This window comes from Vibrio artabrorum (genome assembly GCF_024347295.1).
Classification (GTDB): domain Bacteria; phylum Pseudomonadota; class Gammaproteobacteria; order Enterobacterales; family Vibrionaceae; genus Vibrio; species Vibrio artabrorum.
This window is the reverse complement of sequence record NZ_AP025458.1, coordinates 629,765-652,897: the sequence shown is the minus strand read 5'-3', so window position 1 is coordinate 652,897 and position 23,133 is coordinate 629,765. Positions and strand designations below refer to the sequence as shown.

The window sequence follows — 23,133 nt, the reverse complement described above, 5'->3', positions numbered from 1 at the left end:
TAGACCATCACACCCCATCGCGTTGTATTAATTTTCTAAGTTTTCGACATCAATGCGATTTGCTTTATCAAGCACCGATGCTTTTGCTCGGATCTTCGCTTCAAGCTTGTCGACAAGGTCATCGTTGTCAAAACGCTCTTTCTGACGCTTACCGTCTTCGTAGAAGGCACTCTTACGAGCACTACCCGCAAGGCCTAAGTGAGACACTTCAGCTTCACCAGGGCCGTTAACGACACAACCGATGATAGAGACATCCATTGGGGTAATCACGTCTTCTAGGCGCTCTTCAAGTGCATTAACGGTGTTGATTACATCAAACTCTTGACGAGAACAGCTTGGGCAAGCAATAAAGTTGATACCACGTGAGCGAATACGCAAAGATTTGAGAATATCAAAGCCAACTTTGATCTCTTCAACAGGATCGGCCGCTAACGAGATACGTAATGTATCGCCGATACCTTCAGACAATAACATGCCCAAACCGACAGCGGACTTCACTGAACCAGCACGCGCACCGCCTGCTTCAGTAATACCCAGGTGAAGAGGTTGATCAATCTGCTTAGCAAGCAAACGGTAAGAGCCAACGGCAAGGAATACATCAGAAGCCTTAACGCTGACTTTAAACTGATCAAAGTTCAGGCGATCTAAGATATCGACATGACGCATTGCGGATTCAACAAGCGCTTCAGCTGTCGGTTCTGTGTATTTCTCTTGGATCTCTTTCTCAAGAGAACCGCCGTTAACACCAATACGAATCGGAATATTCATATCACGAGCACAATCCACAACGGAGCGAATGCGGCTTTCGTTACCAATGTTACCAGGGTTGATACGCAGACAGTCTACGCCGTACTCTGCCACTTTAAGGGCAATACGGTAGTCGAAGTGAATATCGGCAACCAAAGGAACAGAGACCTGCTGTTTGATTAGCTTAAAGGCTTCAGCGGCATCCATAGTCGGTACAGATACGCGAACAATATCAGCGCCAACTTTTTCTAACGCTCTAATTTGAGCAACGGTCGCGGCAACGTCGGTTGTTCTTGTGTTGGTCATGGATTGCACAGCAATAGGTGCACCATCACCGATCGGCACATCACCCACATAAATACGGGTTGATTTGCGACGAATAATAGGAGATTCGTGTTGCATATAAACTCTAAGGTAAGGTTATTCTAGCGACTTTGCCTGAAGTATACCCAGAAAGGTCAACAGGTTCACTTGCAAATGTCATTGATACGCCCTCTGGTGCTCCCAGAATCACTTTGTATGGCGCAGTTCCTGATAGATTTAGCGACTGACCCGCTTTTTTGATGCCTGTCGACAAGGTTTTGCCCGTTGCATCTTTCACTTGGATCCAACAATCTGCAGAGAACTGCATCACGAGTTCGTTGGTCACAGATTCAGTCGTTGCTGGCTCTGATTGTGTCGCAACAGGGGCAATCTCTGTCGTCTCTTTCTCTGGCTCAAGCGTACTGGAATCTTCAGTCGTATTTTCAGTAATTGGAGCGGCCTCTGTGTTTTGATCGGCTTCAATCACCTCTACCGAAGTTAATTCAGGATCAATCGCTTTTTCTAGCAACTGTTCTTCTGAACTTTCAGTATTAACCAAAGACTGAGATAAGGTATCTTGCTGTTGATTCTGCCACCACCAAAGTGAAGAGATACCAGCAATAACCGCAAAAATACTCCAAGTTAGAAGCATAATACGACTGTTGTGCTTTTGAGTTTTTGTCTTGCCTGAAAAGCTTAGCATTTCTTGCTCTTGATGCTGAGCATCACCAGTATGATGAAGCGCACTCAACACCACTTTCTCATCAAGGTTAACGTATTTTGCGTATGAACGAACGTAGCCGCGCATAAACGTCGCGACTTGATCTGACTCAAATTGGTTTTCTTCAATTTGTTGAATCAAAGTAACGCGTAACCTCAAACGGTCAGAAACCTGTTTTTGTGTTAACCCAAGAGATTTACGTTTATTTTTAAGCAATGTACCAGCTTCCAAAGCCGGTACAACCATTTCTGGTGTTTGTGTCTTCTGTTCTGTGTTCATAGAGGGTGAACTTCTAATGTATTATCGTAGGTTAATGAGAGCATTTTCTTATTATCGTTTAAGCTCAATCTAGCAACCTACTTTATATGAAATTATTTCTGCTACTTGAATCATCAACCCTTAAAGACAAATATCAGTCATCGTGTTACGAGCAATATTATCAGGAAGCCAGTTTATCAAATCGTCGACCTAAATAGACCGGTTGATGATCAGTAGCAAGCGAGCACTTAAATTAATTTAAGATGAGTCAATCATAAGCGAATGCCGTTGCAAGGCAAAAACACTTTAAACAAAATTTACCGTCAGCTCATGGTTTTGTCCAAAATTTAACGAAAAATGTAAAAAAGCGGAGGAAAAAAATCCCATTATTGGAAATGCACCTTCCAGAAAAGCAACAAGCCAGAAGGAATCCCTCTGGCTTGTTTAGATCTAAAGGGTATTTAAACCGCTTTAACTTGAATCACATCACCTGCGACTAAGTTAGCTTCAGAAGCGGCTTTCAACATTTTGGTACGCTTGGTTCTGTCAATAACATCACCAACCAACTGACCACATGCGGCATCAATATCGTCGCCACGAGTTTTACGAATTGTGACTGTGTAATCGTATTCCATCAGTGTTTTTTGGAAACGATCAATGCGAGAGTTACTTGGCTTCTTATAAGGCGACCCCGGGTAAGGATTAAATGGAATCAAATTTATCTTACAAGGTGTCTCTTTCATTAGCTCTGCAAGTTCACGAGCGTGGTCCATGTCATCATTCACATGATCCAATAGCACGTACTCAACCGTTACTTTACCGCGGTTAGCATTTGACGATGCAATGTAACGACGAACAGACGCAAGGAAGTCTTGGATATCCCAACGATCATTGATCGGCATAATTTGGCTACGTAGTGCATCATTAGGCGCATGTAGAGAGATAGCCAATGCGACATCGATATTGTCTGTCATTTGATCAAGGCCTGAAACCACACCAGACGTTGATACTGTCACACGACGCTTAGACAGTGAAAACCCTAAATCATCCAGCATAATTTCTAATGATGGTATAAGGTTTTTCATGTTGAGAAGAGGTTCACCCATTCCCATCATAACCACGTTAGTAATTGGACGACGACCCGTTTCTTTTTCTAGGCCGATTTCACGAGCAGCACGCCAGATTTGGCCAACGATCTCTGAAACTTTCAGGTTACGGTTGAAGCCTTGTTGTGCGGTAGAGCAAAATTTACATTCGAGTGCACAACCGACTTGCGAAGAGACACATAGCGTCGCACGGTCACCATCTGGGATGTATACCGTCTCAACATCTTGGTCACCTACGCTCATCGCCCATTTAATGGTGCCATCTGCTGAGTGCTGTGCTTCAGAAACGGTCGGTGCAACAATCTCACAGCGATGCTGCAGTTTCTCGCGTAGCTTCTTGTTGATGTTGTTCATTTTTTCGAAGTCATCGACACCGAAGTGATAAATCCACTTCATCACTTGCTCTGCTCGAAACGCTTTCTCATTCAGTTCTTCTGTGAAAAATTTACGAAGACCTTTACGATCAAAATCGAGTAGATTGACTTTAGCTGTGGTCATGATGCCTCTCAATGACGGAACAATAATTAAGGGCGCGAATTGTACAGCCTTTACGCAACTTCAACAAGCTCTGTAAAGCCTGAGTTTACTAAGACATTCAAAGTTAAGCGGTTAAAACTTGAACAATTGTTTTGTTCGGTCTGAGAATACCTAAATTAAAGAAAAGATTCCCGATTACGCTCCTCCGTTGCTCTCGGGAATGACGACTAAGTTGATTATCGAGAATGCAAAGTCCACATACGAAAAAGGCCTCACCGAAGTGAAGCCTTTGGAATAATTTGCAGTGCCGATTATTGAGCTGGACGCGGGCAAATTTCAGACTCAGGAAAAAAGAACTCGATTTCACGAGCCGCAGATTCAGGGCTGTCACTGCCGTGTACTGAGTTATAACGCAAACTGATGGCATAATCAGCTCGAATTGTGCCACATGCCGCTTCTTCAGGGTTTGTTTTACCCATGAGTTCGCGATAACGAGCAATTGCGTTTTCGCCTTCAAGTACTTGAACCATGATAGGACCAGAAGTCATAAACTCTTTAAGAGCCGGAAAGAATTCTTTGCCTTCATGTTCTGCATAGAAACCGCTCGCTTGATCTTCATTAAGACGAACCATCTTTGCGGCAATAATTTCTAAGCCCGCTTTTTCAATGCGGTGGTAGATCTCACCAATAAGGTTACGCTTAACAGCATCCGGCTTAACAATTGAGAACGTTCTTTCTAGAGCCATAGGGATTCCTTCACTTCATTTTTGTCATTAAATACTGAGATCATTCAATCTGAGTTTGTGAATAAACGGCATCGAAATGCCGTTTACTCTTATTATTATTTTGCTTGGTCAATAAGAAGGCGAGCTAATGTACGAACCCCCATCCCCGTTGCGCCAGCCGCCCACTTATCACTTGCAGACTTACGGTAAGTCCCCGCGCAATCCATATGGACCCAGCCCTTTTTGTAGTCATCGACAAAGTAAGATAGGAAGGCTGCTGCCGTACTTGCGCCTGGTGTGTAATCACCACTGCTGATGTTGGAAAGATCAGCAAAGTTTGAAGGCAACATGCCACGGTGGAAATCAGCAAGTGGCAGTGGCCATAAGCCTTCTTTCTCTTGATTTGCCGCCGTTAGCGCTTGGTGAGACAACTCATCATCAAAGCTTAATAGTGCATGGTAGTCGTTACCTAGTGCATTTTTAGCCGCGCCTGTTAGCGTTGCACAATCAATGATCAGCTCTGGGTTTTGTGCACTTGCGTACATTAAGCCATCAGCAAGCACCAAGCGACCTTCCGCATCGGTGTTCATGATCTCAACCGTCTTACCATTTTTGTAGGTAATGATGTCACCCAGCTTCAGTGCACGACCAGAGATCATGTTCTCTGCACAACATAAGATAAGCTTGATGCGCTTGTTCAGGCCACGTTCAATCGCCAGACCTAATCCACCAGTAATCGTTGCTGCACCGCCCATGTCAGCTTTCATCGCTGTCATAAATTGACCAGGCTTGATGCTGTAACCACCCGAATCGAAAGTAATCCCTTTACCGACTAAACAAGCAAATACAGGAGCGTTTTCGTCGCCGGTTGGGTTGAAATCCAGTTGCAGCATTGCAGATGTGCGTTCAGAGCCGCGACCGACCGCGTAGATGCCTTCCCAACCTTCGGTGAGGAGATCTTTATCTTTAACGATTTTCGCTGTAACGGTACCTGCAGGTGCCACTGACTTGATGTATTCAGCCGCCATTGCCGCGAGTTGGCGAGGGGCAACTTCTTCAGCGGTTTTATTGATAATGTCACGCGTCCAATCCGTCGCGCGAATACGAGATTCAAGCTCAGTTTGATCGGCTTCTGAAAGTGTATCCCATTCCAGTACATTCTTTTTCTTTGGTCCACGATAGCCTTGGTGGAAAGCCCAAACGCTTTCTAAATCCCAACCTTCACCACGAAGTGAAACGAATGCGATGCCTTGCCCATCAAGCGTACGACCAGCACGTTGAACTGCGCCTAAATCGTGGCCTTCACCAATGTGAATTGTCGCGCCTGATTCAGAAAACGACAAAATAGCTCTTGCTCCCCACTGAGGCTGGGCAGCTTCTTGACTTAAAAATACTGACATCTGTGTAGACATGATTTCTCCTTGTCATGAACCACCCTGTGTGAGTGATTCTGATTATATTTCTTTACCATCCTCCGATGTTACCATTATGTAGGCGTAAAATGTCACGTTGATAAAAAAACGGACCATAAGGTCCGCTTTTTTTGACAAAAATTGTTAACTTGGCTGCGTTTTACCTTGGCTTGATGCCACCTTGCGACCAAATCATGAGAAGTCATGACTAATCCATCTCATCCATCCAGCACAAAATAATAGCCTCTAAAATTTTTTCATTCGAGTGGTTCGGCTCGTCGTCAAATTCTTCAAGGTCCAGTACCCATTGATGTAGATCGGTAAAACGTACGGCTTTAGGATCCGTATCTGGATATAAATCACATAACTCAATCGCAATATCTCGCGAATCAATCCACTTCAAACTCATAACATTTCCTTATATTTATCTGTGATGATCTATATTCTCTGCCAGTTTTACTCACACATTTAGCTTAGTTAGCTAAATGATTAATGATCTTCAGACGCGAGATTCAACGTGTACTTTGGAATCTCAACAACAAGATCGGTATCAGCGACTTTAGCTTGGCAACCAAGGCGAGATTCCATCTCTAAGCCCCATGCTTTATCTAGCATGTCGTCTTCTAGATCGTCACTCTCTTCTAAAGAATCAAAACCTTCACGAATCACAACGTGACATGTTGTACATGCACACGATTTTTCACATGCGTGTTCAATACCAATACCGGCCTTCAGTGCAACATCAAGAACCGTCTCACCAGTTTTTGCTTCTAAAACAGCGCCTTCTGGACATAGATCTTCGTGAGGTAAAACAATAATCTTTGGCATGTTTATCTATTCTCTAACTATTAAATATTATCGACTGACTGACCTGACAGCGCAGCACGAATTGATTTATCCATACGACGAGAAGCAAAGTCTTGGCTTGCTTTGTCGGTGTTCTTAATTTCGAGTTCAATGGCATCAGCATTGTCGCCATTACGCACTTCAATCAGAGCTTCAATCGCTTGAACCAGTTGTTGCTTGCCTTGCTCATCAAGCAGTTCATCGCCATCGGCTTGCATGGCAGCAATCAGGCCTTCGATCACGCGATCCGCTTCTACACGCTGCTCAGCAAGAGCACGTGCTTGCATGTCTTCTTTTGCAAACGTCATCGAATCTTTCAGCATATTAGCGACTTCGTTGTCGCTTAGGCCGTAAGAAGGCTTAACTTGAATTTCAGCTTGCACGCCGGTGCTCTTCTCCATCGCGGTAACCGATAGCAGACCGTCAGCATCCACTTGGTAAGTCACACGAATATGTGCAGCACCGGCCGTCATTGGTGGAATGCCTTTAAGGGCAAAACGAGCCAGTGAACGACAGTCGTCAACCATTTCACGCTCACCTTGTACCGTGTGTACTGTCATTGCCGTTTGGCCGTCTTTAAACGTGGTAAACTCTTGTGCGCGAGCAACAGGGATTGTCGTGTTACGTGGGATGATCTTTTCAACCAATCCCCCCATGGTTTCAATGCCAAGAGACAGCGGGATAACGTCCAGTAGTAGCATTTCAGAGTCAGGCTTATTACCGACTAAGATATCCGCTTGAATCGATGCACCAATCGCAACCACTTCATCAGGGTTAATACTGGTTAGTGGCGTACGACCAAAGAAGTCACCGACCATTTCACGTACAAGTAATGTGCGAGTTGAACCGCCGACCATCACGACTTCTAGTACTTCATCCGCATCAACTTGCGCATCTTTAAGTGCACGACGGCAAGAAAGCAGTGTTTTCTTAACCAGCGGTTTGATGATCTCTTCAAACTCTTCACGAGTTAATGAACCAGACCAACCTAACACGTCAACATCAACACTTTCAGCTTCAGATAAGCCAACTTTCGCTTCTGTTGCTGCATCGAGAAGAATACGGTTCTGTTCCGCCGTTAGCGCTGATAAGCCCATTTTCTCTTGGAAATGTTCCGCAATTAAATGGTCAAAGTCGTCGCCGCCTAATGCAGAATCTCCGCCCGTAGCCAGCACCTCAAAGACACCTTTCGATAAACGCAAGATAGAGATATCAAACGTACCACCACCTAAGTCATAAACAGCGATGACGCCTTCGTTACCAGAATCCAAACCGTAAGCAATCGCAGCGGCAGTGGGTTCATTGAGAAGACGTAACACGTGAAGTCCAGCCAGTTGCGCCGCGTCTTTGGTGCCCGCACGTTGTGCATCATCAAAATACGCAGGAACCGTAATCACAGCCCCAGATAACTCGCCACTTAAGGTAGACTCAGCACGTTGCCCGAGCGCTCGCAGAATATCGGCAGAAACCTGGATTGGATTTTTATTGCCTTGCTCTGTACGAATCACTGGCAAACCATTATCACTCTCTTCGAACTGATAAGGCAGAGACGGGTATCGCTGTTGAATATCCGACAGTGAGCGACCAATTAATCGCTTTATTGAGATAATGGTATTTTTAGGATCTGTCTGCGCATTTGCACGCGCTTCATCGCCAGTCGTATAAGATTCAGACTGGTAATGAACAACGGAAGGTAAAATACTTCGACCTTGTGGATCTTTGAGTGTACTCGCCTTGCCACTGCGCACTGACGCAACCAGCGAGTTTGTTGTCCCTAAATCAATACCCACAGCAAGCTTATGCTGGTGAGGAGCGGCGCTTTGCCCTGGTTCTGCAATCTGAAGTAGTGCCATGGATGGTGTCCTTGTTATACAAACTAGCCGATCAGACGATCTTCAACTAATTCGATTTCATTCTTTAATTTTGCAATAAATTTAAGCTTTCTCACTCGGTCTGCAGCTTCTAACCAAGCCTCACTATCGAGTTCTTGTTGGATAGCAGTTAATTGTTGTTTATACATCTTGCTAACCTTTCCTTCAAATGCAAACAAAGCATCTTCAGGATCAGAACTGTCGGCGATGTCTTCAAGCTCTTCACGCAATTCCATTTGCTCCATTAGGAACATAGGATCTTGCAGGGTCTGCTGCTCACCACGAATATCCTCACCATGTTGCACTAACAGGTATTCAGCTCGGCTGAGTGGATTCTTCAATACCTGATACGCATCATTGATTTGTGCCGCTTTTTGTACGGCCAATAAGCGGTCGCGCTCAGAAGCCGTAGCAAATTTATCAGGATGGAATTGGCGTTGCAGATCTCTAAATTGAGAAGAAAGAAGGCTACCATCCAGTTGAAACTGAAGTGGTAGCCCAAATAATTCGAAATGATTCATGTAACGGTGGTCCTAAGTTTAGGCTCTTGTTCCAGAGCCTAATTTTATTCTTCGCTTACAACGCTTAACGAGCGAGGCGTTTAAACATTGAAGCTCTCACCACAACCGCATTCGCCTTTCGCGTTAGGGTTGTTGAATTCAAAACCTTCGTTTAGGCCTTCTTTTACGTAATCAAGCTCAGTACCGTCTAGGTAAACGAGGCTCTTTGAATCAATAATGACCTTAACCCCCGAATGCTCGAACACTTGGTCTTCTTCGTTAAGCTCGTCAACGAATTCTAGTACGTACGCCATACCCGAACAGCCAGTCGTTTTTACCGCTAAGCGCAACCCGATACCTTTACCACGGTTATCTAGGAAAGCTTGAACTCGGCTCGCTGCCGTATCTGTCATGGTGATGGCCATACTACAACCTTGTGTTTTATATAAATTGAGAACTCAGGGGGAGCACAAAGGGTGCTCCCAAATATTACTTATTTTTTAAAAGTGATTACGTTCGTCGAAGCGATTAGTGCTTCTTCTTGTAATCCGCAACCGCCGCTTTGATTGCATCTTCAGCAAGAATTGAACAGTGAACTTTCACTGGTGGCAACTCAAGCTCTTCTGCGATTTCAGAGTTTTTGATTGCCGCAGCTTCATCAATACTTTTACCTTTAACCCACTCGGTGACGAGTGAGCTAGAAGCGATTGCACTACCGCAACCGTAAGTTTTGAATTTTGCGTCTTCAATAATCCCTTCTGCAGATACTTTGATTTGCAGTTTCATTACGTCACCACAAGCTGGAGCGCCAACCATGCCACTGCCTACACTTGGGTCTTCTTTATCAAACGAACCTACGTTACGTGGGTTTTCGTAGTGGTCAATTACTTTTTCGCTATATGCCATGATAGTTACCTCGAATCCTCTATTTCCGTGAGATTAGTGATGAGCCCACTCAACCGTGTTCAAATCAATCCCTTCTTTATACATATCCCATAGAGGAGACATGTCGCGTAATTTATTTACCGCTACACGAATTTGTGCAATCGCGTAGTCGATTTCTTCTTCCGTTGTGAAACGGCCGAATGAGAAACGTACTGAGCTGTGTGCCAGTTCATCGTTCAAACCAAGAGCGCGTAGAACGTATGAAGGCTCTAGGCTTGCAGATGTACATGCAGAACCCGATGATACCGCTAGATCTTTCAAAGACATAAGCAGAGACTCACCTTCAACAAAAGCAAAGCTCACGTTAAGGTTATGTGGTACTCGTTGGTCTAAGTCACCGTTTACTGTTACTGCTTCTAGATCTTGAACACCTTTCAATAGGCGTTCGCGAAGTGCGAGTGCGTGGTCGTAATCTTTCTGCATGTCTTGTTTGGCGATAGTAAACGCTTCACCCATGCCCACGATTTGGTGAGTCGCAAGCGTGCCAGAACGGAAACCACGCTCATGGCCACCACCGTGCATTTGCGCTTCAAGACGAATACGCGGCTTACGACGAACGTACAAAGCACCAATGCCTTTAGGGCCGTATGCTTTGTGCGCAGAAAGAGAGATAAGATCAACTTTCATCTCTTTTACATCTAGAGGGATTTTACCCGCAGATTGCGCCGCATCAACGTGGAAAATGATCTTGCGTGGACGACACAGTTCGCCGATTGCAGCAATATCTTGAATGACACCAATCTCGTTGTTTACGTGCATGATAGAAACAAGAACCGTATCTTCACGCATTGCTGCCTGTAGCTTGTCTAGATCGATGATGCCATTGGCTTCAGGCTCTAGGTAAGTCACCTCAAAACCTTCACGCTCTAGTTGGCGACAGGGATCAAGAACCGCTTTGTGTTCGGTTTTACACGTGATTACGTGTTTACCTTTCTTCTCGTAAAAGTGCGCGGCACCTTTAATCGCAAGGTTGTCTGATTCTGTAGCACCTGACGTGAAAACAATCTCACGTGGGTCTGCATTTAGTAGATCGGCAATTTGCTCACGAGCATTATCTACTGATTCTTCTGCCTGCCAGCCGTAACGGTGTGAACGAGATGCAGGGTTACCGAAGTTACCGTCCATCGTCATACACTGAACCATTTTTTCAGCAACACGTGGATCGACTGGACATGTAGCTGAATAGTCAAAGTAAATAGGCAGTTTCATTTTCTACTCCAATGTAAAAACTGACCGCTAAGAGCGGGCATTAACACCGTGAGGTGCTGCACTAATCGTTGTAGTGCTCGTATTTCTATGTGCAAAACCATTATTGACCGCAAGATCGATATCTTGACGATCCGAAATTTGTAAAACTTCGTTATCTTTCATTAGCTCACCGAGCGTAATGTCGTTTAAGAAACTGCTAATACGGGAGCTTAAATCACGCCACAGAGTGTGCGTTAAACAACGACTGCCACCTTGGCAATCAGCTCGACCGTGACACTTAGTTGCATCAACAGATTCATCGACTGCAGCAATCACTGTTCCGACAGCAATATCGTGCGCTTCAGCGCCTAAGCGATAACCACCACCAGGTCCGCGAACACTAGCCACTAAGCCCGCTTTACGCAACTTAGAAAAGAGTTGCTCTAAGTAAGATAACGAGATGCCTTGTCGCTCTGAAATGTCTGCCAGAGGAACCGGGCTTTTTTGCGAATGCAGTGCTACATCTAGCATAGCTGTTACCGCATATCTTCCTTTAGATGTAAGTTTCATATCACGCCGTATCCACATTGTTTATGTGGATGGAATCTTCCCATACCCGACCAAATTGGTCAAGTATTTAGTTGACTATATTGGTCGGGTATTTATCCCTAAGCTTTATGCGGCATTTATTGGCTTTTTTGACGCTTCTCAATCGACGTCAAAATACCGCGCAACGTATTGATCTCTTGTAACTCTGGGCGAGCACGGCTGAATAAACGGCGTAGTTTATTCATCACCTGACCCGGCTTATCCTTAGAGATAAATTGGGTATCAATGATCACTTTTTCAAGGTGCTCGTAGAACATTTCTAGTTCTTCGTGACGAGGGTACTCATCTTGTTGCTGTGGCTGATATTGGCTCGCCACCATATCAAGGTGAGCGACACGCACTTCGTAGCTCAGAGTCTGTACTGCCATCGCTAGGTTTAGCGAGCTGTATTCAGGGTTAGCTGGGATACATACATGGAAGTGGCACTTTTGAAGTTCATCGTTAGTCAAGCCAGTACGTTCACGGCCGAACACTAATGCAACTGGGTGCTTTTGACCTTCAATTGCAAACTTTTGTCCGCACTCACGAGGCTCAAGCATTGGCCATTCAAGTGTTCTTGAGCGAGCACTTGAACCAACCACTAAACCACAATCCTTCACCGCTTCATCAAGCGTTGAAACGATGGTTGCACTTTCTGCGATGTCACCCGCACCCGCTGCCAGTGCTAAGGTCTGCTCGTCAACTTCACATTGAGGGTCGACAAGAACTAATTGACTTAAACCCATCACTTTCATTGCGCGAGCTGCTGAACCGATATTTCCCGAATGAGACGTACCGACCAGAACGACTTTTACATTGTCTAACATGCTATATGACACCACTTTAAAAATAATCGCGAGATATTAACACATAGCAAAGTAAAATGGTCAGACCCTTCACGGAATGTGAAACCAAGAGTTCAAAAAATAACCACTTCCTTTTTGCGGAAACTTTGGTATACTCGCCGCCGCTTTAAACTGTTCTTTAACATCTTGTGGGAAAAACCATATGCATCCAATGCTAAACATTGCGATACGCGCTGCGCGTAAAGCTGGCAACCATATTGCTAAATCTCTAGAAACAACTGATAAGATCGAATCGTCTCTAAAAGGTAACAATGATTACGTTACGAACATTGCTCAAGAAGCTGAGTACATGATCATTGAGACAATCAAATCATCTTACCCAGAGCACAGCATTATTTCTGAAGAGTCAGGCCTAACTGAAGGTAAAGACTCTGACGTACAATGGATCGTTGACCCACTAGATGGCACCAACAACTTTGTAAAAGGTTTCCCTCACTTCTCTGTTTCTATCGCTGTTCGCATGAACGGTCGCACAGAAGTGGCTTGTGTTTATGACCCAATGCTAAACGAGCTATTCACAGCTCAACGTGGCGCTGGCGCTCAACTTAACAATGCTCGTATGCGTGTCACTCAACTTAAAGACCTTCAAGGTACGGTTCTAGCGACTGGTTTCCCATTCAAGCAAAAACAACACTCTGAATCTTTCATGAAGATCATCTCAGCACTATTCGTAGATTGTGCTGATTTCCGTCGTACTGGTTCTCCAGCTCTTGATCTATGTTACCTAGCCGCTGGCCGTGTTGACGGTTACCTAGAACTCGGCCTTAAGCCATGGGATCTAGCTGCTGGTGATCTCATCGCTCGTGAAGCTGGTGCTATCATGACTGACTTTGCTGGCGGTACTGACTACATGACGTCTGGCAATGTTGTTGCTTCAAGCGCTCGTGGTGTTAAGTCAATTCTTAAGCATGTTCGTGAGAACTCAAACGAAGGTATGCTGAAGTAATTCAGACCTTATGTTAATGCTCTTTAATTAAGAGCCAAAGACTTTCAAAGCCTCGCGATTGCGAGGCTTTTTTGTATCTGCGACTCAACATTCGTTCACTACGGAGATCTGTCCCATTTAGAACATCCACTCATGTAATTTGATTCATCTTGGAAAGAGTGGGCAGCATCGTTCAGATACATAAGCTTGCCCATAAAATACCGACATAAAAAAACCGCTAGTTGCCTAGCGGTTTTTTTGTTTAACGAAACTTGTTAAGCCGAGGCTTAAGGCATTTCGTCAAACTCCTCACCTTCTTTTTCCACTTTTGGTGGCATGAGGTGCTCACGCGTAATACCCAACTTCATTGCCAGTGCAGATGCAACATAGATAGAAGAGTAAGTACCTACCGTAATACCCAATAGAAGTGCAGTCGCGAAGCCGTGAATCATAGCGCCGCCCTGTGCGAACAGAGCTATAACTACAAATAGCGTCGTGCCAGAAGTGATTAATGTCCGGCTCAATGTTTGTGTGATTGAGCTGTTCAATACTTCTGCGGCTTCACCTTTACGTATCTTACGGAAATTCTCACGAATCCGGTCAAATACAACGATGGTATCATTGAGGGAGTAACCAACCACGGTCAGCAAGGCTGCCACAATGGTAAGATCCACCTCAATTTGCATTAGAGAGAAGACACCCAGTGTAATGATAACGTCGTGTGCCAGTGCTAATACCGCACCTGCTGCCAATCGCCATTCAAATCGCACCGAAACGTAGATCAAGATACAGATAAGAGAAACCAAGATAGCAAGGCCACCCGCTTCCGTGAGTTCGTCTCCTACGTTTGGACCAACGAACTCGATACGGCGCATATCAACTTGCTCACCAGTACCGGCTTTAATTGCAGACAGAATTTGATTACCAAGCGTTTCACCAGCAACCCCCTCACGTGGACGCAGACGAACCATTACTTCACGTGCAGAACCAAAGTTCTGTACCGTTGCATCACCGAAACCTTCAGCTTCTAGTGCACTACGGATATCCGGTAGATTTGCAGGATGCTCAAAACCTACCTCAATCAAAGTACCGCCAGTAAAGTCTAGACCCCAGTTCAACGACTTCGTTGTTAAGGTAAAGATAGCAGTACCAATCATCAAGATAGAAAATAGAAAGGCAACCTTTGACCAACGCATAAAGTCGATCATTTTTTCTGCTTTTAGAATCTGAAACATATTAATTCCTAGCCTTAGATCGACAGTTTCTTAACGCGTTTACTGCCGTACATCAGGTTCACGATACAACGTGTTCCGACAATAGCTGTAAACATTGAAGTCAAGATACCAATAGATAACGTTACCGCGAAGCCTTTAATCGCACCCGTACCGACAGCGAATAGAATGATGGCTGTTAGTAGCGTGGTGATGTTGGCATCGGCGATGGTGCTAAATGCGTTTGCATAACCTTGGTGAATCGCTTGTTGTGGACTGCGTCCATCTCGAAGCTCTTCACGTATTCGCTCAAAGATAAGCACGTTGGCATCGACAGCCATACCGACCGTCAATACGATACCGGCGATACCGGGTAGCGTCATGGTCGCACCAGGAATCATCGACATCACACCAATGATCAACACCAAGTTCGCCATCAGCGCAACGTTCGCAATCAGACCGAAAGTACGGTAGTAAAGCAGTGTAAATAGCATTACCGCAGCCATACCCCAAACCATCGCCATGATTCCCATATCGATGTTTTGTTGACCCATAGATGGACCAATTGTACGTTCTTCAACAATCGAGATAGGTGCAATCAGTGCACCAGCACGAAGTAGAAGCGCCAGGTTATGAGCTTCAGCCGTTGAGTCGATACCTGTAATACGGAAGTTACGGCCAAGTGCAGATTGAATCGTGGCTTGGTTGATCACTTCTTCGTGTTTACTTAAGATAACTCGACCTTCAGGTGTTTTACGGCCGCTGTCTTTATACTCTGCAAATACGGTCGCCATTAGCTTACCGATATTTTGACGAGAGAATGTCGACATTTTGCTACCACCTTCGCTATCAAGCGAGATGTTAACTTGCGGGCGCCCATATTCATCAACACTTGAGCTTGCATCTGTGATGCTAGAACCGCCTAAGATAACGCGCTTCTTAAGTACCACAGGGCGACCATCACGATCTTGCTTGATTTCACTACCCGCAGGCGCTCGTCCAGAAGCAGCGGCAGCCAAATCGGCACTGCTGTCCACCTCTCGGAATTCAAGAGTTGCCGTAGCACCTAAAATTTCTTTAGCGCGAGCGGTGTCTTGAACACCAGGCAATTCCACTACGATACGGCTAGCACCTTGACGCTGAACCAAAGGTTCTGCAACGCCCAGTTCGTTAACACGGTTACGTAGAATAGTAATATTTTGCTCTACTGCGTAGTTACGGATTTCTTGAAGACGAGCCTCTGTGAAGTTCGCAACCAAAGAGAAACGACCATTAGATGCAGAATCGACGAACGTCATATCTTGGTGTTTCGATTGCAGTAGCGATTTCGCTTGCGCGAGCTGCTCTTCGTTACGTAAGATCACTTCAACCGCATCTTTACCTAATGGGCGAATCGCACGATAACGCACTTTTTCTTCACGAAGTTCACTACGGAACGCTTCCTCTTGTTGGCCAACCAGTTTTTCCATTGCAGCATCCATATCCACTTCCATTAAGAAGTGAACACCACCACGTAGGTCAAGACCGAGTTTCATTGGTGCAGCACCAATAGATTCAAGCCAATCGGGCGTTGAAGCCGCAAGGTTTAAAGCAACGATAACATCATCGCCTAACGCTTCTGTGATGACATCACGAGCGCTAATTTGCGTATCTGTATCGTTAAAGCGAACAAGAATTGAACCGTTTTCTAGAGCAACGGATTTAGTAGAAAGACTCTCTGCTTTAAGAGCATCGGTGACAGCATCCAGCGTAGACAGATCTACAGAGGCGCCGCGCGCCCCTGTAACTTGAACTGCTGGATCTTCACCGTATATATTTGGAAGTGCGTACAACGCAGCAATAGCGATGGTAAACATCACCATTAAATACTTCCATAACGGATAACGGTTTAGCACAGCGAGGATCCTCTAGCTGTTTATAGAGATTTCAGAGTACCTTTTGGTAGCACTGCTGTAATGAAGTCTTTTTTGATCACAACTTCATTGCTTGTGTTCAGTTCGATAGCCACGTAGTCGCTGTCTTCTGCAATCTTAGTAATCTTGCCGATTAGACCACCGCTGGTCAGAACTTCATCACCTTTACCCATTGAAGACATAAGGTTCTTGTGCTCTTTAACACGCTTAGCTTGTGGGCGGTAGATCATGAAGTAGAAGATCACAGCGAACATACCTAGCATGATTAGCATTTCGAAACCGCCGCCTGCTGGTGCACCTTCTGTTGCTGCGTGAGCTTGAGAAATAATAAACATTTAAAACATCCTCTATTATATTTTTGTAATTGATTGTCTAATTGGGTTGCATCCCTTTATTTTCAAGCCCCAACGCTCGGAAGAGAGATGGGGCTCGCAAAAAAGCAATACTAAGACTCTTTACCTAGTGGTGGCACTTCACGTCCCATTCTTGCATAGAACTCTGCAACGAACTCTTCAAAACGATCGTCATCGATAGACTGACGAATGTCAGACATAACTCGTTGATAGAAACGCAAGTTGTGAATCGTGTTCAGTCGAGCGCCTAGGATTTCGTTACAACGATCCAAATGGTGTAAGTAAGATTTGCTGTAGTTCTGACAAGTGTAACAGTCACACTCTGAATCTAGTGGTGTTGTATCCGTTTTATGCTTCGCATTGCGGATCTTGATCACACCTTCAGTGACAAATAGGTGGCCGTTACGAGCATTTCGCGTTGGCATTACACAGTCAAACATGTCGATACCACGACGAACACCTTCAACTAAATCTTCCGGTTTGCCTACACCCATCAGGTAACGAGGCTTATCTTCAGGCAGTTGAGGACATGTGTGTTCCAGAATACGGTGCATGTCTTCTTTTGGTTCGCCTACAGCTAGACCACCAACAGCATAACCGTCAAAACCAATTTCGGTTAGCCCTTTAACGGAGATATCACGAAGGTCTTCGTACACGCCACCTTGAACAATGCCGAACAGTGAATTCGGGTTTTCAAGTTGGTCAAAGTGATCACGTGAGCGCTGAGCCCAACGGAGAGACATCTCCATCGAGTCTTTCGCTTCTTTATGCGTTGCAGGATAAGGCGTACATTCATCAAAGATCATGACGATATCTGAACCTAGATCCTTTTGGATTTCCATCGACTTTTCAGCGTCCATGAAGATTTTGTCACCGTTGACAGGGTTACGGAAGTGAACGCCTTCTTCAGTAATTTTACGCGTCGCACCTAGGCTGAATACTTGGAAGCCGCCTGAATCGGTTAGGATCGGTCCTTTCCAATTCATGAAATCGTGCAAATCGCCGTGCAGTTTCATGATCTCTTGTCCAGGACGTAACCATAAGTGGAACGTATTACCTAGCAGAATTTCAGCACCTGTGTCTTTCACTTCTTCAGGCGTCATACCTTTCACCGTACCGTAGGTACCGACAGGCATAAATGCTGGTGTTTCAACGCTACCGCGTTCAAACTGAAGTTGGCCACGACGTGCGCCGCTGTTTGTTTTCTTAAGTTCGTATTTTAATTTCACGAAGCCTCCAATATGCCAGAGAAACAATCTGACTGATAATTCAGAACCTTAAGCTAGTCATAAGTTCAATCTAGCAAGTTCTATGAGGAGCGGTCGCGTATTCCTTGCGAGAGATTAGGCCGTTACCAGCCCGACTCCTAGCCTACTGCTAGCACCCGTAAATACTTTTCTTTATTGGTAAGTTGGTAAAGTCACCAAGCTTTAAACTATGCTGTTTTCTTGTGGATGAACATCGCATCGCCGTAGCTGAAGAAGCGGTATTTGCTCTTCACTGCGTGATCATAGGCGCCCATCACATGATCATAACCCGCAAATGCACTCACCAACATAATCAGTGTCGATTCAGGTAAGTGAAAATTGGTAATCAAACAGTCGATCAGTTGGTATTCATACCCTGGGAAAATGAAGATATCGGTATCACCAAAGAACGGCACTAACTCCGTACCTTTCTTCAAGGCATCTTGCGCAGCACTTTCTAGGGAGCGAACTGATGTTGTACCAACGGCAATAATACGCCCGCCACGTGCTTTTGCCGCCGCTACCGCATCAACCACGTCTTGCGGTACTTCAACGTATTCAGCGTGCATATGGTGATCATTGATGTTATCCACTTTAACCGGCTGGAATGTACCAGCACCAACGTGAAGGGTGACATAAGCAAATTCAACGCCTTTATCCTTCATGTCAGCCATCAACTTGTCATCAAAGTGCAGCCCTGCAGTTGGCGCCGCAACGGCCCCCGGTTTCTCATTATAGACCGTCTGGTAGCGTTCTTTATCAGCGTCTTCATCGGGGCGATCAATATAGGGAGGCAGAGGCATGTGACCCACGCTGTTAAGAATCTCTAAAACGCTTTGATCAGACGTGAAATGGATTTCAAACAGCGCATCATGTCGCGCCACCATTTCAGCTTCATATTCATCGTTTTCACCCAGGAACAGCTTGGTCCCCGGCTTCGGTGATTTTGAACAACGAACATGCGCTAGGATACTTTTCTCATCAAGCATTCGCTCGACTAACACTTCAAGCTTACCACCTGAAGCCTTACGCCCAAATACACGAGCAGGTATCACACGGGTGTTATTGAATACGACAAGATCGCCAGGCTCAACCAAATCCAAAACGTCTTTAAATGAACCATCAGCCAGGTTGCCATTATTGCCGTCTAATTTAAGTAGACGGCTAGCTGTACGCTCTTGTTGAGGGTAGCGAGCGATGAGCTCATCTGGTAGATCAAAGTGAAAATCTGAAACTTGCATGTGTCTGGTCTTGTCTTAGTTGATGAGATTTGTGCCGTTGACGAATAAGCCACTGTCGCGAATAAATCGTTACCGTAAAGAAAACGTTACCGTAAGTCTATCGCAAACACGACTAAAAATTTCGCAGTGGGCTAGTATAGGCACACGAGCCGCAATAGCAAGGTTTACAGAAAGGGATTATTGTAATGAGGCGTAAAATAGTACAACGGATTACCACCTTAGACCTTAATAATTAGTGGCCGAAAACTCATACAAAAATGCGCTAGCTCTCAGTTATTTTTTAGATAAGAAACTATAGTAATAATAACAAATAAAAAAAGGAGGTTAGTATGATAAAGGTTGAAGATATGATGACTCGTAACCCTCATACCCTATTGCGCTCACACTCACTGGCCGACGCAAAACACATGATGGAAGCGCTCGACATCCGCCATATCCCCGTTGTTGATGCCGACAGAAAGTTATTAGGCGTCGTCACACAACGAGACATTCTTGCCGCTCAAGAGTCTAGCTTACAAAACATTCCCCAAGCTCAATCATTTACTCTGGCTACACCACTCAACGATATTATGCATAAAAGCGTTATGTCAGTAGAGCCGCGAGCGGGGTTGAAAGAGTCGGCGGTTTATATGCAAAAACACAAAGTGGGTTGTTTGCCTGTTGTCGATCATCATGAATTAGTCGGTATTATCACTGACAGTGATTTCGTTACCATCGCGATCAATTTGCTGGAACTGCAAGAAGAAGTCGAGCCAGAAGAAGCGGAAGTTGAATAACACTCGGAAGTGATATAAGAAGAGCGGCCAATCAAGCCGCTCGAAGGGTTTGTTTATCAATGTGGAGTATTGTGGGCGATTATAGAAGCCCAGAGACCACATCGGCTAACTGATGAAAGGTTTCGCGGCGTGAAGAGCTTGGGCGCCATACAAGGCCAATATCTCGGTGCGCCTGTTGACCTGGAGGATCGATCACCACAAGGTTCTGATTTTCAAGCAAACCATGGTCGATCGCCATCTGAGGAATAAAGGTCGTACCTAGCCCATTGGCGACCATTTGAACTAACGTATGAAGACTCGTTGCCGTGAACGGGTTGATCTTCTCTTTATCCGTTAACTTACAAGCCGACACTGCATGTTCTGTTAAGCAATGCTCATTCTCCAACAAGAATACAGATTCGTCTGGCAGGTCATCGTATTTAATCGGCACACGAATACCATCTGCTTGATTGCGACTTATCACCATTCGAAAAGGATCTTGCCCAACCACTCTGCTTTCCATATTGTCGATGTCGACAGGCAAAGCCAGAATCAGCACATCTAAATCACCATGACGTAGCGCAGCCAACAGGTTGGTCGTGGTATCTTCACGTAGCAGTAAGTTCAACTGTGGAAAGCGTTGGTTCACTTCTTGTACCAAATCGCACAAAAGGAACGGCGCTATTGTTGGTATACATCCCACTCGTAACTGACCTTGCATGGCGTCTCCGGTACATAAACTTCCGAGTTCAACCAGATCTTGCCCTTTTGCCAGTAGCTCTCGTCCATGTTTAACCACCAGCTCACCAGCTTGAGTGAAAACCAAAGGACTCTTTTTATCTTTCTTCTCATAAAGTGGGCAACCAATCAACTCTTCGAGGTTTTGAATCCCTTTACTTAACGTCGATTGACTGACGAAACAGCGATCAGCAGCATCGCTAAAGTGACGAGTTTCGTGAAGGGTAACAAGATAGTGAAGCTGCTTAAGACTTGGCCATTTATTCATGAAATTACTTTGTAATATGAGTAGGATAAGTTATGTAAAGGTCCGCAGACCTCAGGATTAAGCAAAGATTACACTCATCGCTTTTTTCGATTAGCTTAATCTATTTAATTCGCTTTTTTCTATAGTACCGATTGTACTATAGTTTGTCCCGTACAAAGGAGCCCAAACAAAGATGTGTTGGGCCAACTAATTTTTTAGGAGATTCCAAAATGGTACTAGTAGGTCGTCAAGCCCCTGACTTTACTGCAGCAGCTGTTCTAGGTAACGGTGAGATCGTTGATAACTTCAACTTCGCAGAATTCACTAAAGGTAAGAAAGCGGTTGTTTTCTTCTACCCACTAGACTTCACTTTCGTTTGTCCTTCAGAGCTGATCGCTTTCGACAACCGTCTTGAAGATTTCCAAGCTAAAGGCGTTGAAGTAATCGGTGTTTCTATCGATTCACAATTCTCTCACAACGCATGGCGTAACACTGCTATCTCTGATGGCGGTATCGGTCCAGTTAAATACCCTCTTGTTGCTGACGTTAAGCACGAGATCTGCAAAGCATACGATGTTGAGCACCCAGAAGCAGGCGTTGCTTTCCGTGGTTCTTTCCTAATCGACGCTGACGGTCTTGTACGTCACCAAGTAGTTAACGATCTTCCACTCGGTCGTAACATCGACGAAATGCTACGCATGGTAGACGCACTAAACTTCCACGAGAAGAACGGTGAAGTTTGTCCTGCACAATGGGAAGAAGGTAAATCAGGTATGGACGCATCTCCAAAAGGTGTTGCAGCATTCCTATCTGAGCACGCTGACGACCTAAGCAAGTAATGACCTCTTAAGCCCGAACTCAACACGGGTTAATGGTTGGAAGACTCTCTATAAAGAGACATAAAGCATAAGCTAATAGCGCAAAGCGCACCGCCAATCAGTTAAGAAGTAAAGTCCTATTAAAAGCCCGAAGTTAACGCTTCGGGCTTTTTGTTTTCCCACTAACCTCCATCCTAAACTGTCTCTTGTGATACATAATTGAGGTAGCGCTAAACCCAAACTTTACCTCTATTTTCCTCTGCTACCACCTATTCATATCTGTATCTAGATTGCTATGATTTCATCAGTATCTATTTAAACGGATAAACACGATGAACACCGAAATTGAAGTCTGTATCGATAACTTAGAATCTCTGCATAACGCCCTATCTGGTGGTGCGAATCGAATTGAGCTTTGCTCGTCATTAGCACTTGGCGGATTAACTCCAAGCTTCGGAATGATGAAGCAAGCAGCTCGAATTTCGTCGGTTCCGGTCTACGCTATGATAAGACCAAGACAAGGCGACTTCATTTTCGATGCCGATGACGTAATGTCTATGCTTCACGATATTCAAGCCGCTGCCGATGCCGGTTTAAATGGGGTAGTACTGGGTGCATTAACGCCGAAAGGGGAAATTGACATGCCGACGATGCAAACCCTCGCAACTAAGGCTCATCAACTCAAATTAGGCATTACCTTCCACCGCGCCATTGACCAACTTCAGGATTATAAAGTAGCACTGGAACGAATTATCGAACTTGGCTGTGAGCGTGTTCTAACATCAGGGTTTGCTGTGAATGCTGAGCAAGGCATCGATGTATTGGCGGCAATGGTCAAGCAAGCCGATGGACGAATTGATATCATGGCGGGGGCTGGTGTTAACGCTGCGAATGCCAAAAGGATTCAAAGCGCTACTCAAGTACCTGCTCTTCACCTTTCCGGTAAATCGACAAGACCGAGCCTAATGGAAAACAATTCGAAGGCTCAAATGGGCAGTGATGACATTGATGATTATCAGATCCCCGTGACGGACACGAGTAAGATATCCGCTGTAAGGGCCGCTCTCATCGATAACAGATAGCTCTTATCAATAACAGATGACTCTTACCAATAACAGAAAGGCGTTGTAAA

The 23,133-nt window shown here is 45.0% G+C and carries 23 protein-coding genes and 2 pseudogenes; 4 read left to right on the top strand and 21 right to left on the bottom strand.

Annotated features, from left to right (window positions below; translation table 11 throughout):
• Positions 1 to 27: 27 nt before the first annotated feature.
• The 15 genes and pseudogenes from ispG to trmJ all read right to left on the bottom strand — a co-directional run bounded on the left by ispG (position 28) and on the right by trmJ (position 12,514).
• A complete protein-coding gene (ispG, locus tag OCU36_RS02970; RefSeq protein ID WP_261838974.1) occupies positions 28 to 1,149 on the bottom strand; it encodes a flavodoxin-dependent (E)-4-hydroxy-3-methylbut-2-enyl-diphosphate synthase in 1,122 nt (373 codons plus the stop codon).
• Positions 1,150 to 1,156: 7 nt separating this feature from the next.
• Positions 1,157 to 1,408: pseudogene (locus tag OCU36_RS20060) on the bottom strand (RodZ domain-containing protein); the annotation flags it as partial.
• Between the two features lie 51 nt (positions 1,409 to 1,459).
• Positions 1,460 to 2,050 (bottom strand): annotated as a pseudogene (locus OCU36_RS02965) (helix-turn-helix domain-containing protein); the annotation flags it as partial.
• 440 nt (positions 2,051 to 2,490) lie between these two features.
• On the bottom strand, positions 2,491 to 3,633 hold the full coding sequence (locus tag OCU36_RS02960; RefSeq protein WP_261838972.1) for a bifunctional tRNA (adenosine(37)-C2)-methyltransferase TrmG/ribosomal RNA large subunit methyltransferase RlmN: 1,143 nt from the start codon (positions 3,631 to 3,633) through the stop codon (positions 2,491 to 2,493).
• Positions 3,634 to 3,923: 290 nt separating this feature from the next.
• Positions 3,924 to 4,358 (bottom strand): nucleoside-diphosphate kinase, encoded by a 435-nt coding sequence (gene ndk / locus OCU36_RS02955; protein ID WP_261838971.1) that lies wholly within the window; start codon positions 4,356 to 4,358, stop codon positions 3,924 to 3,926.
• Positions 4,359 to 4,453: 95 nt separating this feature from the next.
• The gene (pepB, locus tag OCU36_RS02950) at positions 4,454 to 5,749 is read right to left on the bottom strand and encodes an aminopeptidase PepB (RefSeq protein ID WP_261838970.1); all 1,296 of its coding nucleotides are present in this window, start codon (positions 5,747 to 5,749) and stop codon (positions 4,454 to 4,456) included.
• Between the two features lie 208 nt (positions 5,750 to 5,957).
• Complete coding sequence (gene iscX / locus OCU36_RS02945; protein WP_261838969.1) at positions 5,958 to 6,158, bottom strand: Fe-S cluster assembly protein IscX; 201 nt, start codon at positions 6,156 to 6,158, stop codon at positions 5,958 to 5,960.
• Between the two features lie 80 nt (positions 6,159 to 6,238).
• Entirely contained in the window at positions 6,239 to 6,577 is a 339-nt protein-coding gene (fdx, locus tag OCU36_RS02940) for an ISC system 2Fe-2S type ferredoxin (protein WP_010440525.1), read from the bottom strand.
• Between the two features lie 20 nt (positions 6,578 to 6,597).
• A complete protein-coding gene (gene hscA, locus OCU36_RS02935; protein WP_261838968.1) occupies positions 6,598 to 8,448 on the bottom strand; it encodes a Fe-S protein assembly chaperone HscA in 1,851 nt (616 codons plus the stop codon).
• A 23-nt stretch (positions 8,449 to 8,471) separates the two neighbouring features.
• A complete protein-coding gene (hscB, locus tag OCU36_RS02930; protein WP_261838967.1) occupies positions 8,472 to 8,987 on the bottom strand; it encodes a co-chaperone HscB in 516 nt (171 codons plus the stop codon).
• Positions 8,988 to 9,067: 80 nt separating this feature from the next.
• The gene (iscA, locus tag OCU36_RS02925) at positions 9,068 to 9,391 is read right to left on the bottom strand and encodes an iron-sulfur cluster assembly protein IscA (RefSeq protein WP_261838966.1); all 324 of its coding nucleotides are present in this window, start codon (positions 9,389 to 9,391) and stop codon (positions 9,068 to 9,070) included.
• Between the two features lie 103 nt (positions 9,392 to 9,494).
• A complete protein-coding gene (iscU, locus tag OCU36_RS02920; RefSeq protein ID WP_004735094.1) occupies positions 9,495 to 9,872 on the bottom strand; it encodes a Fe-S cluster assembly scaffold IscU in 378 nt (125 codons plus the stop codon).
• A gap of 33 nt (positions 9,873 to 9,905) precedes the next feature.
• Positions 9,906 to 11,120, bottom strand: coding sequence for an IscS subfamily cysteine desulfurase (locus OCU36_RS02915; protein ID WP_261838965.1), 1,215 nt, complete (start codon positions 11,118 to 11,120; stop codon positions 9,906 to 9,908).
• Between the two features lie 27 nt (positions 11,121 to 11,147).
• The gene (iscR, locus tag OCU36_RS02910; protein WP_261838964.1) at positions 11,148 to 11,669 is read right to left on the bottom strand and encodes a Fe-S cluster assembly transcriptional regulator IscR; all 522 of its coding nucleotides are present in this window, start codon (positions 11,667 to 11,669) and stop codon (positions 11,148 to 11,150) included.
• Positions 11,670 to 11,785: 116 nt separating this feature from the next.
• Entirely contained in the window at positions 11,786 to 12,514 is a 729-nt protein-coding gene (gene trmJ / locus OCU36_RS02905; protein WP_261838963.1) for a tRNA (cytosine(32)/uridine(32)-2'-O)-methyltransferase TrmJ, read from the bottom strand.
• Between the two features lie 181 nt (positions 12,515 to 12,695).
• On the opposite strand from trmJ, the gene suhB reads away from it, so the two are divergent.
• A complete protein-coding gene (suhB, locus tag OCU36_RS02900; RefSeq protein ID WP_261838962.1) occupies positions 12,696 to 13,499 on the top strand; it encodes an inositol-1-monophosphatase in 804 nt (267 codons plus the stop codon).
• 266 nt (positions 13,500 to 13,765) lie between these two features.
• On the opposite strand, the gene secF is transcribed toward suhB, so the two are convergent.
• The 5 genes from secF to queA form a co-directional block, all read right to left on the bottom strand.
• Complete coding sequence (gene secF, locus OCU36_RS02895) at positions 13,766 to 14,713, bottom strand: protein translocase subunit SecF (RefSeq protein WP_261838961.1); 948 nt, start codon at positions 14,711 to 14,713, stop codon at positions 13,766 to 13,768.
• A gap of 14 nt (positions 14,714 to 14,727) precedes the next feature.
• The gene (secD, locus tag OCU36_RS02890; protein ID WP_261838960.1) at positions 14,728 to 16,584 is read right to left on the bottom strand and encodes a protein translocase subunit SecD; all 1,857 of its coding nucleotides are present in this window, start codon (positions 16,582 to 16,584) and stop codon (positions 14,728 to 14,730) included.
• Between the two features lie 20 nt (positions 16,585 to 16,604).
• Positions 16,605 to 16,937: a preprotein translocase subunit YajC gene (gene yajC / locus OCU36_RS02885; RefSeq protein ID WP_261838959.1), complete on the bottom strand. Its 333-nt coding sequence runs from the start codon at positions 16,935 to 16,937 to the stop codon at positions 16,605 to 16,607.
• Positions 16,938 to 17,047: 110 nt separating this feature from the next.
• Entirely contained in the window at positions 17,048 to 18,184 is a 1,137-nt protein-coding gene (gene tgt, locus OCU36_RS02880; protein ID WP_261838958.1) for a tRNA guanosine(34) transglycosylase Tgt, read from the bottom strand.
• Positions 18,185 to 18,390: 206 nt separating this feature from the next.
• A complete protein-coding gene (gene queA / locus OCU36_RS02875) occupies positions 18,391 to 19,443 on the bottom strand; it encodes a tRNA preQ1(34) S-adenosylmethionine ribosyltransferase-isomerase QueA (protein ID WP_261838957.1) in 1,053 nt (350 codons plus the stop codon).
• A 329-nt stretch (positions 19,444 to 19,772) separates the two neighbouring features.
• On the opposite strand from queA, the gene OCU36_RS02870 reads away from it, so the two are divergent.
• Positions 19,773 to 20,219: a CBS domain-containing protein gene (locus OCU36_RS02870; RefSeq protein WP_261838956.1), complete on the top strand. Its 447-nt coding sequence runs from the start codon at positions 19,773 to 19,775 to the stop codon at positions 20,217 to 20,219.
• A 79-nt stretch (positions 20,220 to 20,298) separates the two neighbouring features.
• Here the strand turns inward: OCU36_RS02870 and OCU36_RS02865 are convergent, their stop codons facing one another.
• Positions 20,299 to 21,204, bottom strand: coding sequence for a hydrogen peroxide-inducible genes activator (locus tag OCU36_RS02865; protein ID WP_261838955.1), 906 nt, complete (start codon positions 21,202 to 21,204; stop codon positions 20,299 to 20,301).
• Positions 21,205 to 21,413: 209 nt separating this feature from the next.
• Here OCU36_RS02865 and OCU36_RS02860 point away from each other — a divergent pair, with 209 nt between their 5' ends.
• Both OCU36_RS02860 and OCU36_RS02855 read left to right on the top strand, forming a co-directional pair.
• Positions 21,414 to 22,022, top strand: a complete 609-nt coding sequence (locus tag OCU36_RS02860) for a peroxiredoxin C (RefSeq protein WP_261838954.1) — start codon at positions 21,414 to 21,416, stop codon at positions 22,020 to 22,022.
• 311 nt (positions 22,023 to 22,333) lie between these two features.
• Positions 22,334 to 23,083 (top strand): copper homeostasis protein CutC, encoded by a 750-nt coding sequence (locus OCU36_RS02855; RefSeq protein WP_261838953.1) that lies wholly within the window; start codon positions 22,334 to 22,336, stop codon positions 23,081 to 23,083.
• Positions 23,084 to 23,133 lie beyond the last annotated feature (50 nt).

Excerpts from the sequence above, each read along its gene's own strand:
- OCU36_RS02870 (WP_261838956.1), top strand. The coding sequence starts at position 19,773 with ATGATAAAGGTTGAAGATATGATGACTCGTAACCCTCATACCCTATTG.
- ispG (WP_261838974.1), bottom strand. The coding sequence starts at position 1,149 with ATGCAACACGAATCTCCTATTATTCGTCGCAAATCAACCCGTATTTAT.
- hscB (WP_261838967.1), bottom strand. The coding sequence starts at position 8,987 with ATGAATCATTTCGAATTATTTGGGCTACCACTTCAGTTTCAACTGGAT.
- iscU (WP_004735094.1), bottom strand. The coding sequence starts at position 9,872 with ATGGCATATAGCGAAAAAGTAATTGACCACTACGAAAACCCACGTAAC.
- trmJ (WP_261838963.1), bottom strand. The coding sequence starts at position 12,514 with ATGTTAGACAATGTAAAAGTCGTTCTGGTCGGTACGTCTCATTCGGGA.
- ndk (WP_261838971.1), bottom strand. The coding sequence starts at position 4,358 with ATGGCTCTAGAAAGAACGTTCTCAATTGTTAAGCCGGATGCTGTTAAG.
- secF (WP_261838961.1), bottom strand. The coding sequence starts at position 14,713 with ATGTTTCAGATTCTAAAAGCAGAAAAAATGATCGACTTTATGCGTTGG.
- OCU36_RS02865 (WP_261838955.1), bottom strand. The coding sequence starts at position 21,204 with ATGAATAAATGGCCAAGTCTTAAGCAGCTTCACTATCTTGTTACCCTT.
- OCU36_RS02960 (WP_261838972.1), bottom strand. The coding sequence starts at position 3,633 with ATGACCACAGCTAAAGTCAATCTACTCGATTTTGATCGTAAAGGTCTT.
- yajC (WP_261838959.1), bottom strand. The coding sequence starts at position 16,937 with ATGTTTATTATTTCTCAAGCTCACGCAGCAACAGAAGGTGCACCAGCA.
- OCU36_RS02915 (WP_261838965.1), bottom strand. The coding sequence starts at position 11,120 with ATGAAACTGCCTATTTACTTTGACTATTCAGCTACATGTCCAGTCGAT.
- queA (WP_261838957.1), bottom strand. The coding sequence starts at position 19,443 with ATGCAAGTTTCAGATTTTCACTTTGATCTACCAGATGAGCTCATCGCT.
- fdx (WP_010440525.1), bottom strand. The coding sequence starts at position 6,577 with ATGCCAAAGATTATTGTTTTACCTCACGAAGATCTATGTCCAGAAGGC.
- pepB (WP_261838970.1), bottom strand. The coding sequence starts at position 5,749 with ATGTCTACACAGATGTCAGTATTTTTAAGTCAAGAAGCTGCCCAGCCT.
- suhB (WP_261838962.1), top strand. The coding sequence starts at position 12,696 with ATGCATCCAATGCTAAACATTGCGATACGCGCTGCGCGTAAAGCTGGC.
- hscA (WP_261838968.1), bottom strand. The coding sequence starts at position 8,448 with ATGGCACTACTTCAGATTGCAGAACCAGGGCAAAGCGCCGCTCCTCAC.
- iscR (WP_261838964.1), bottom strand. The coding sequence starts at position 11,669 with ATGAAACTTACATCTAAAGGAAGATATGCGGTAACAGCTATGCTAGAT.
- iscX (WP_261838969.1), bottom strand. The coding sequence starts at position 6,158 with ATGAGTTTGAAGTGGATTGATTCGCGAGATATTGCGATTGAGTTATGT.
- iscA (WP_261838966.1), bottom strand. The coding sequence starts at position 9,391 with ATGGCCATCACCATGACAGATACGGCAGCGAGCCGAGTTCAAGCTTTC.
- OCU36_RS02860 (WP_261838954.1), top strand. The coding sequence starts at position 21,414 with ATGGTACTAGTAGGTCGTCAAGCCCCTGACTTTACTGCAGCAGCTGTT.
- OCU36_RS02855 (WP_261838953.1), top strand. The coding sequence starts at position 22,334 with ATGAACACCGAAATTGAAGTCTGTATCGATAACTTAGAATCTCTGCAT.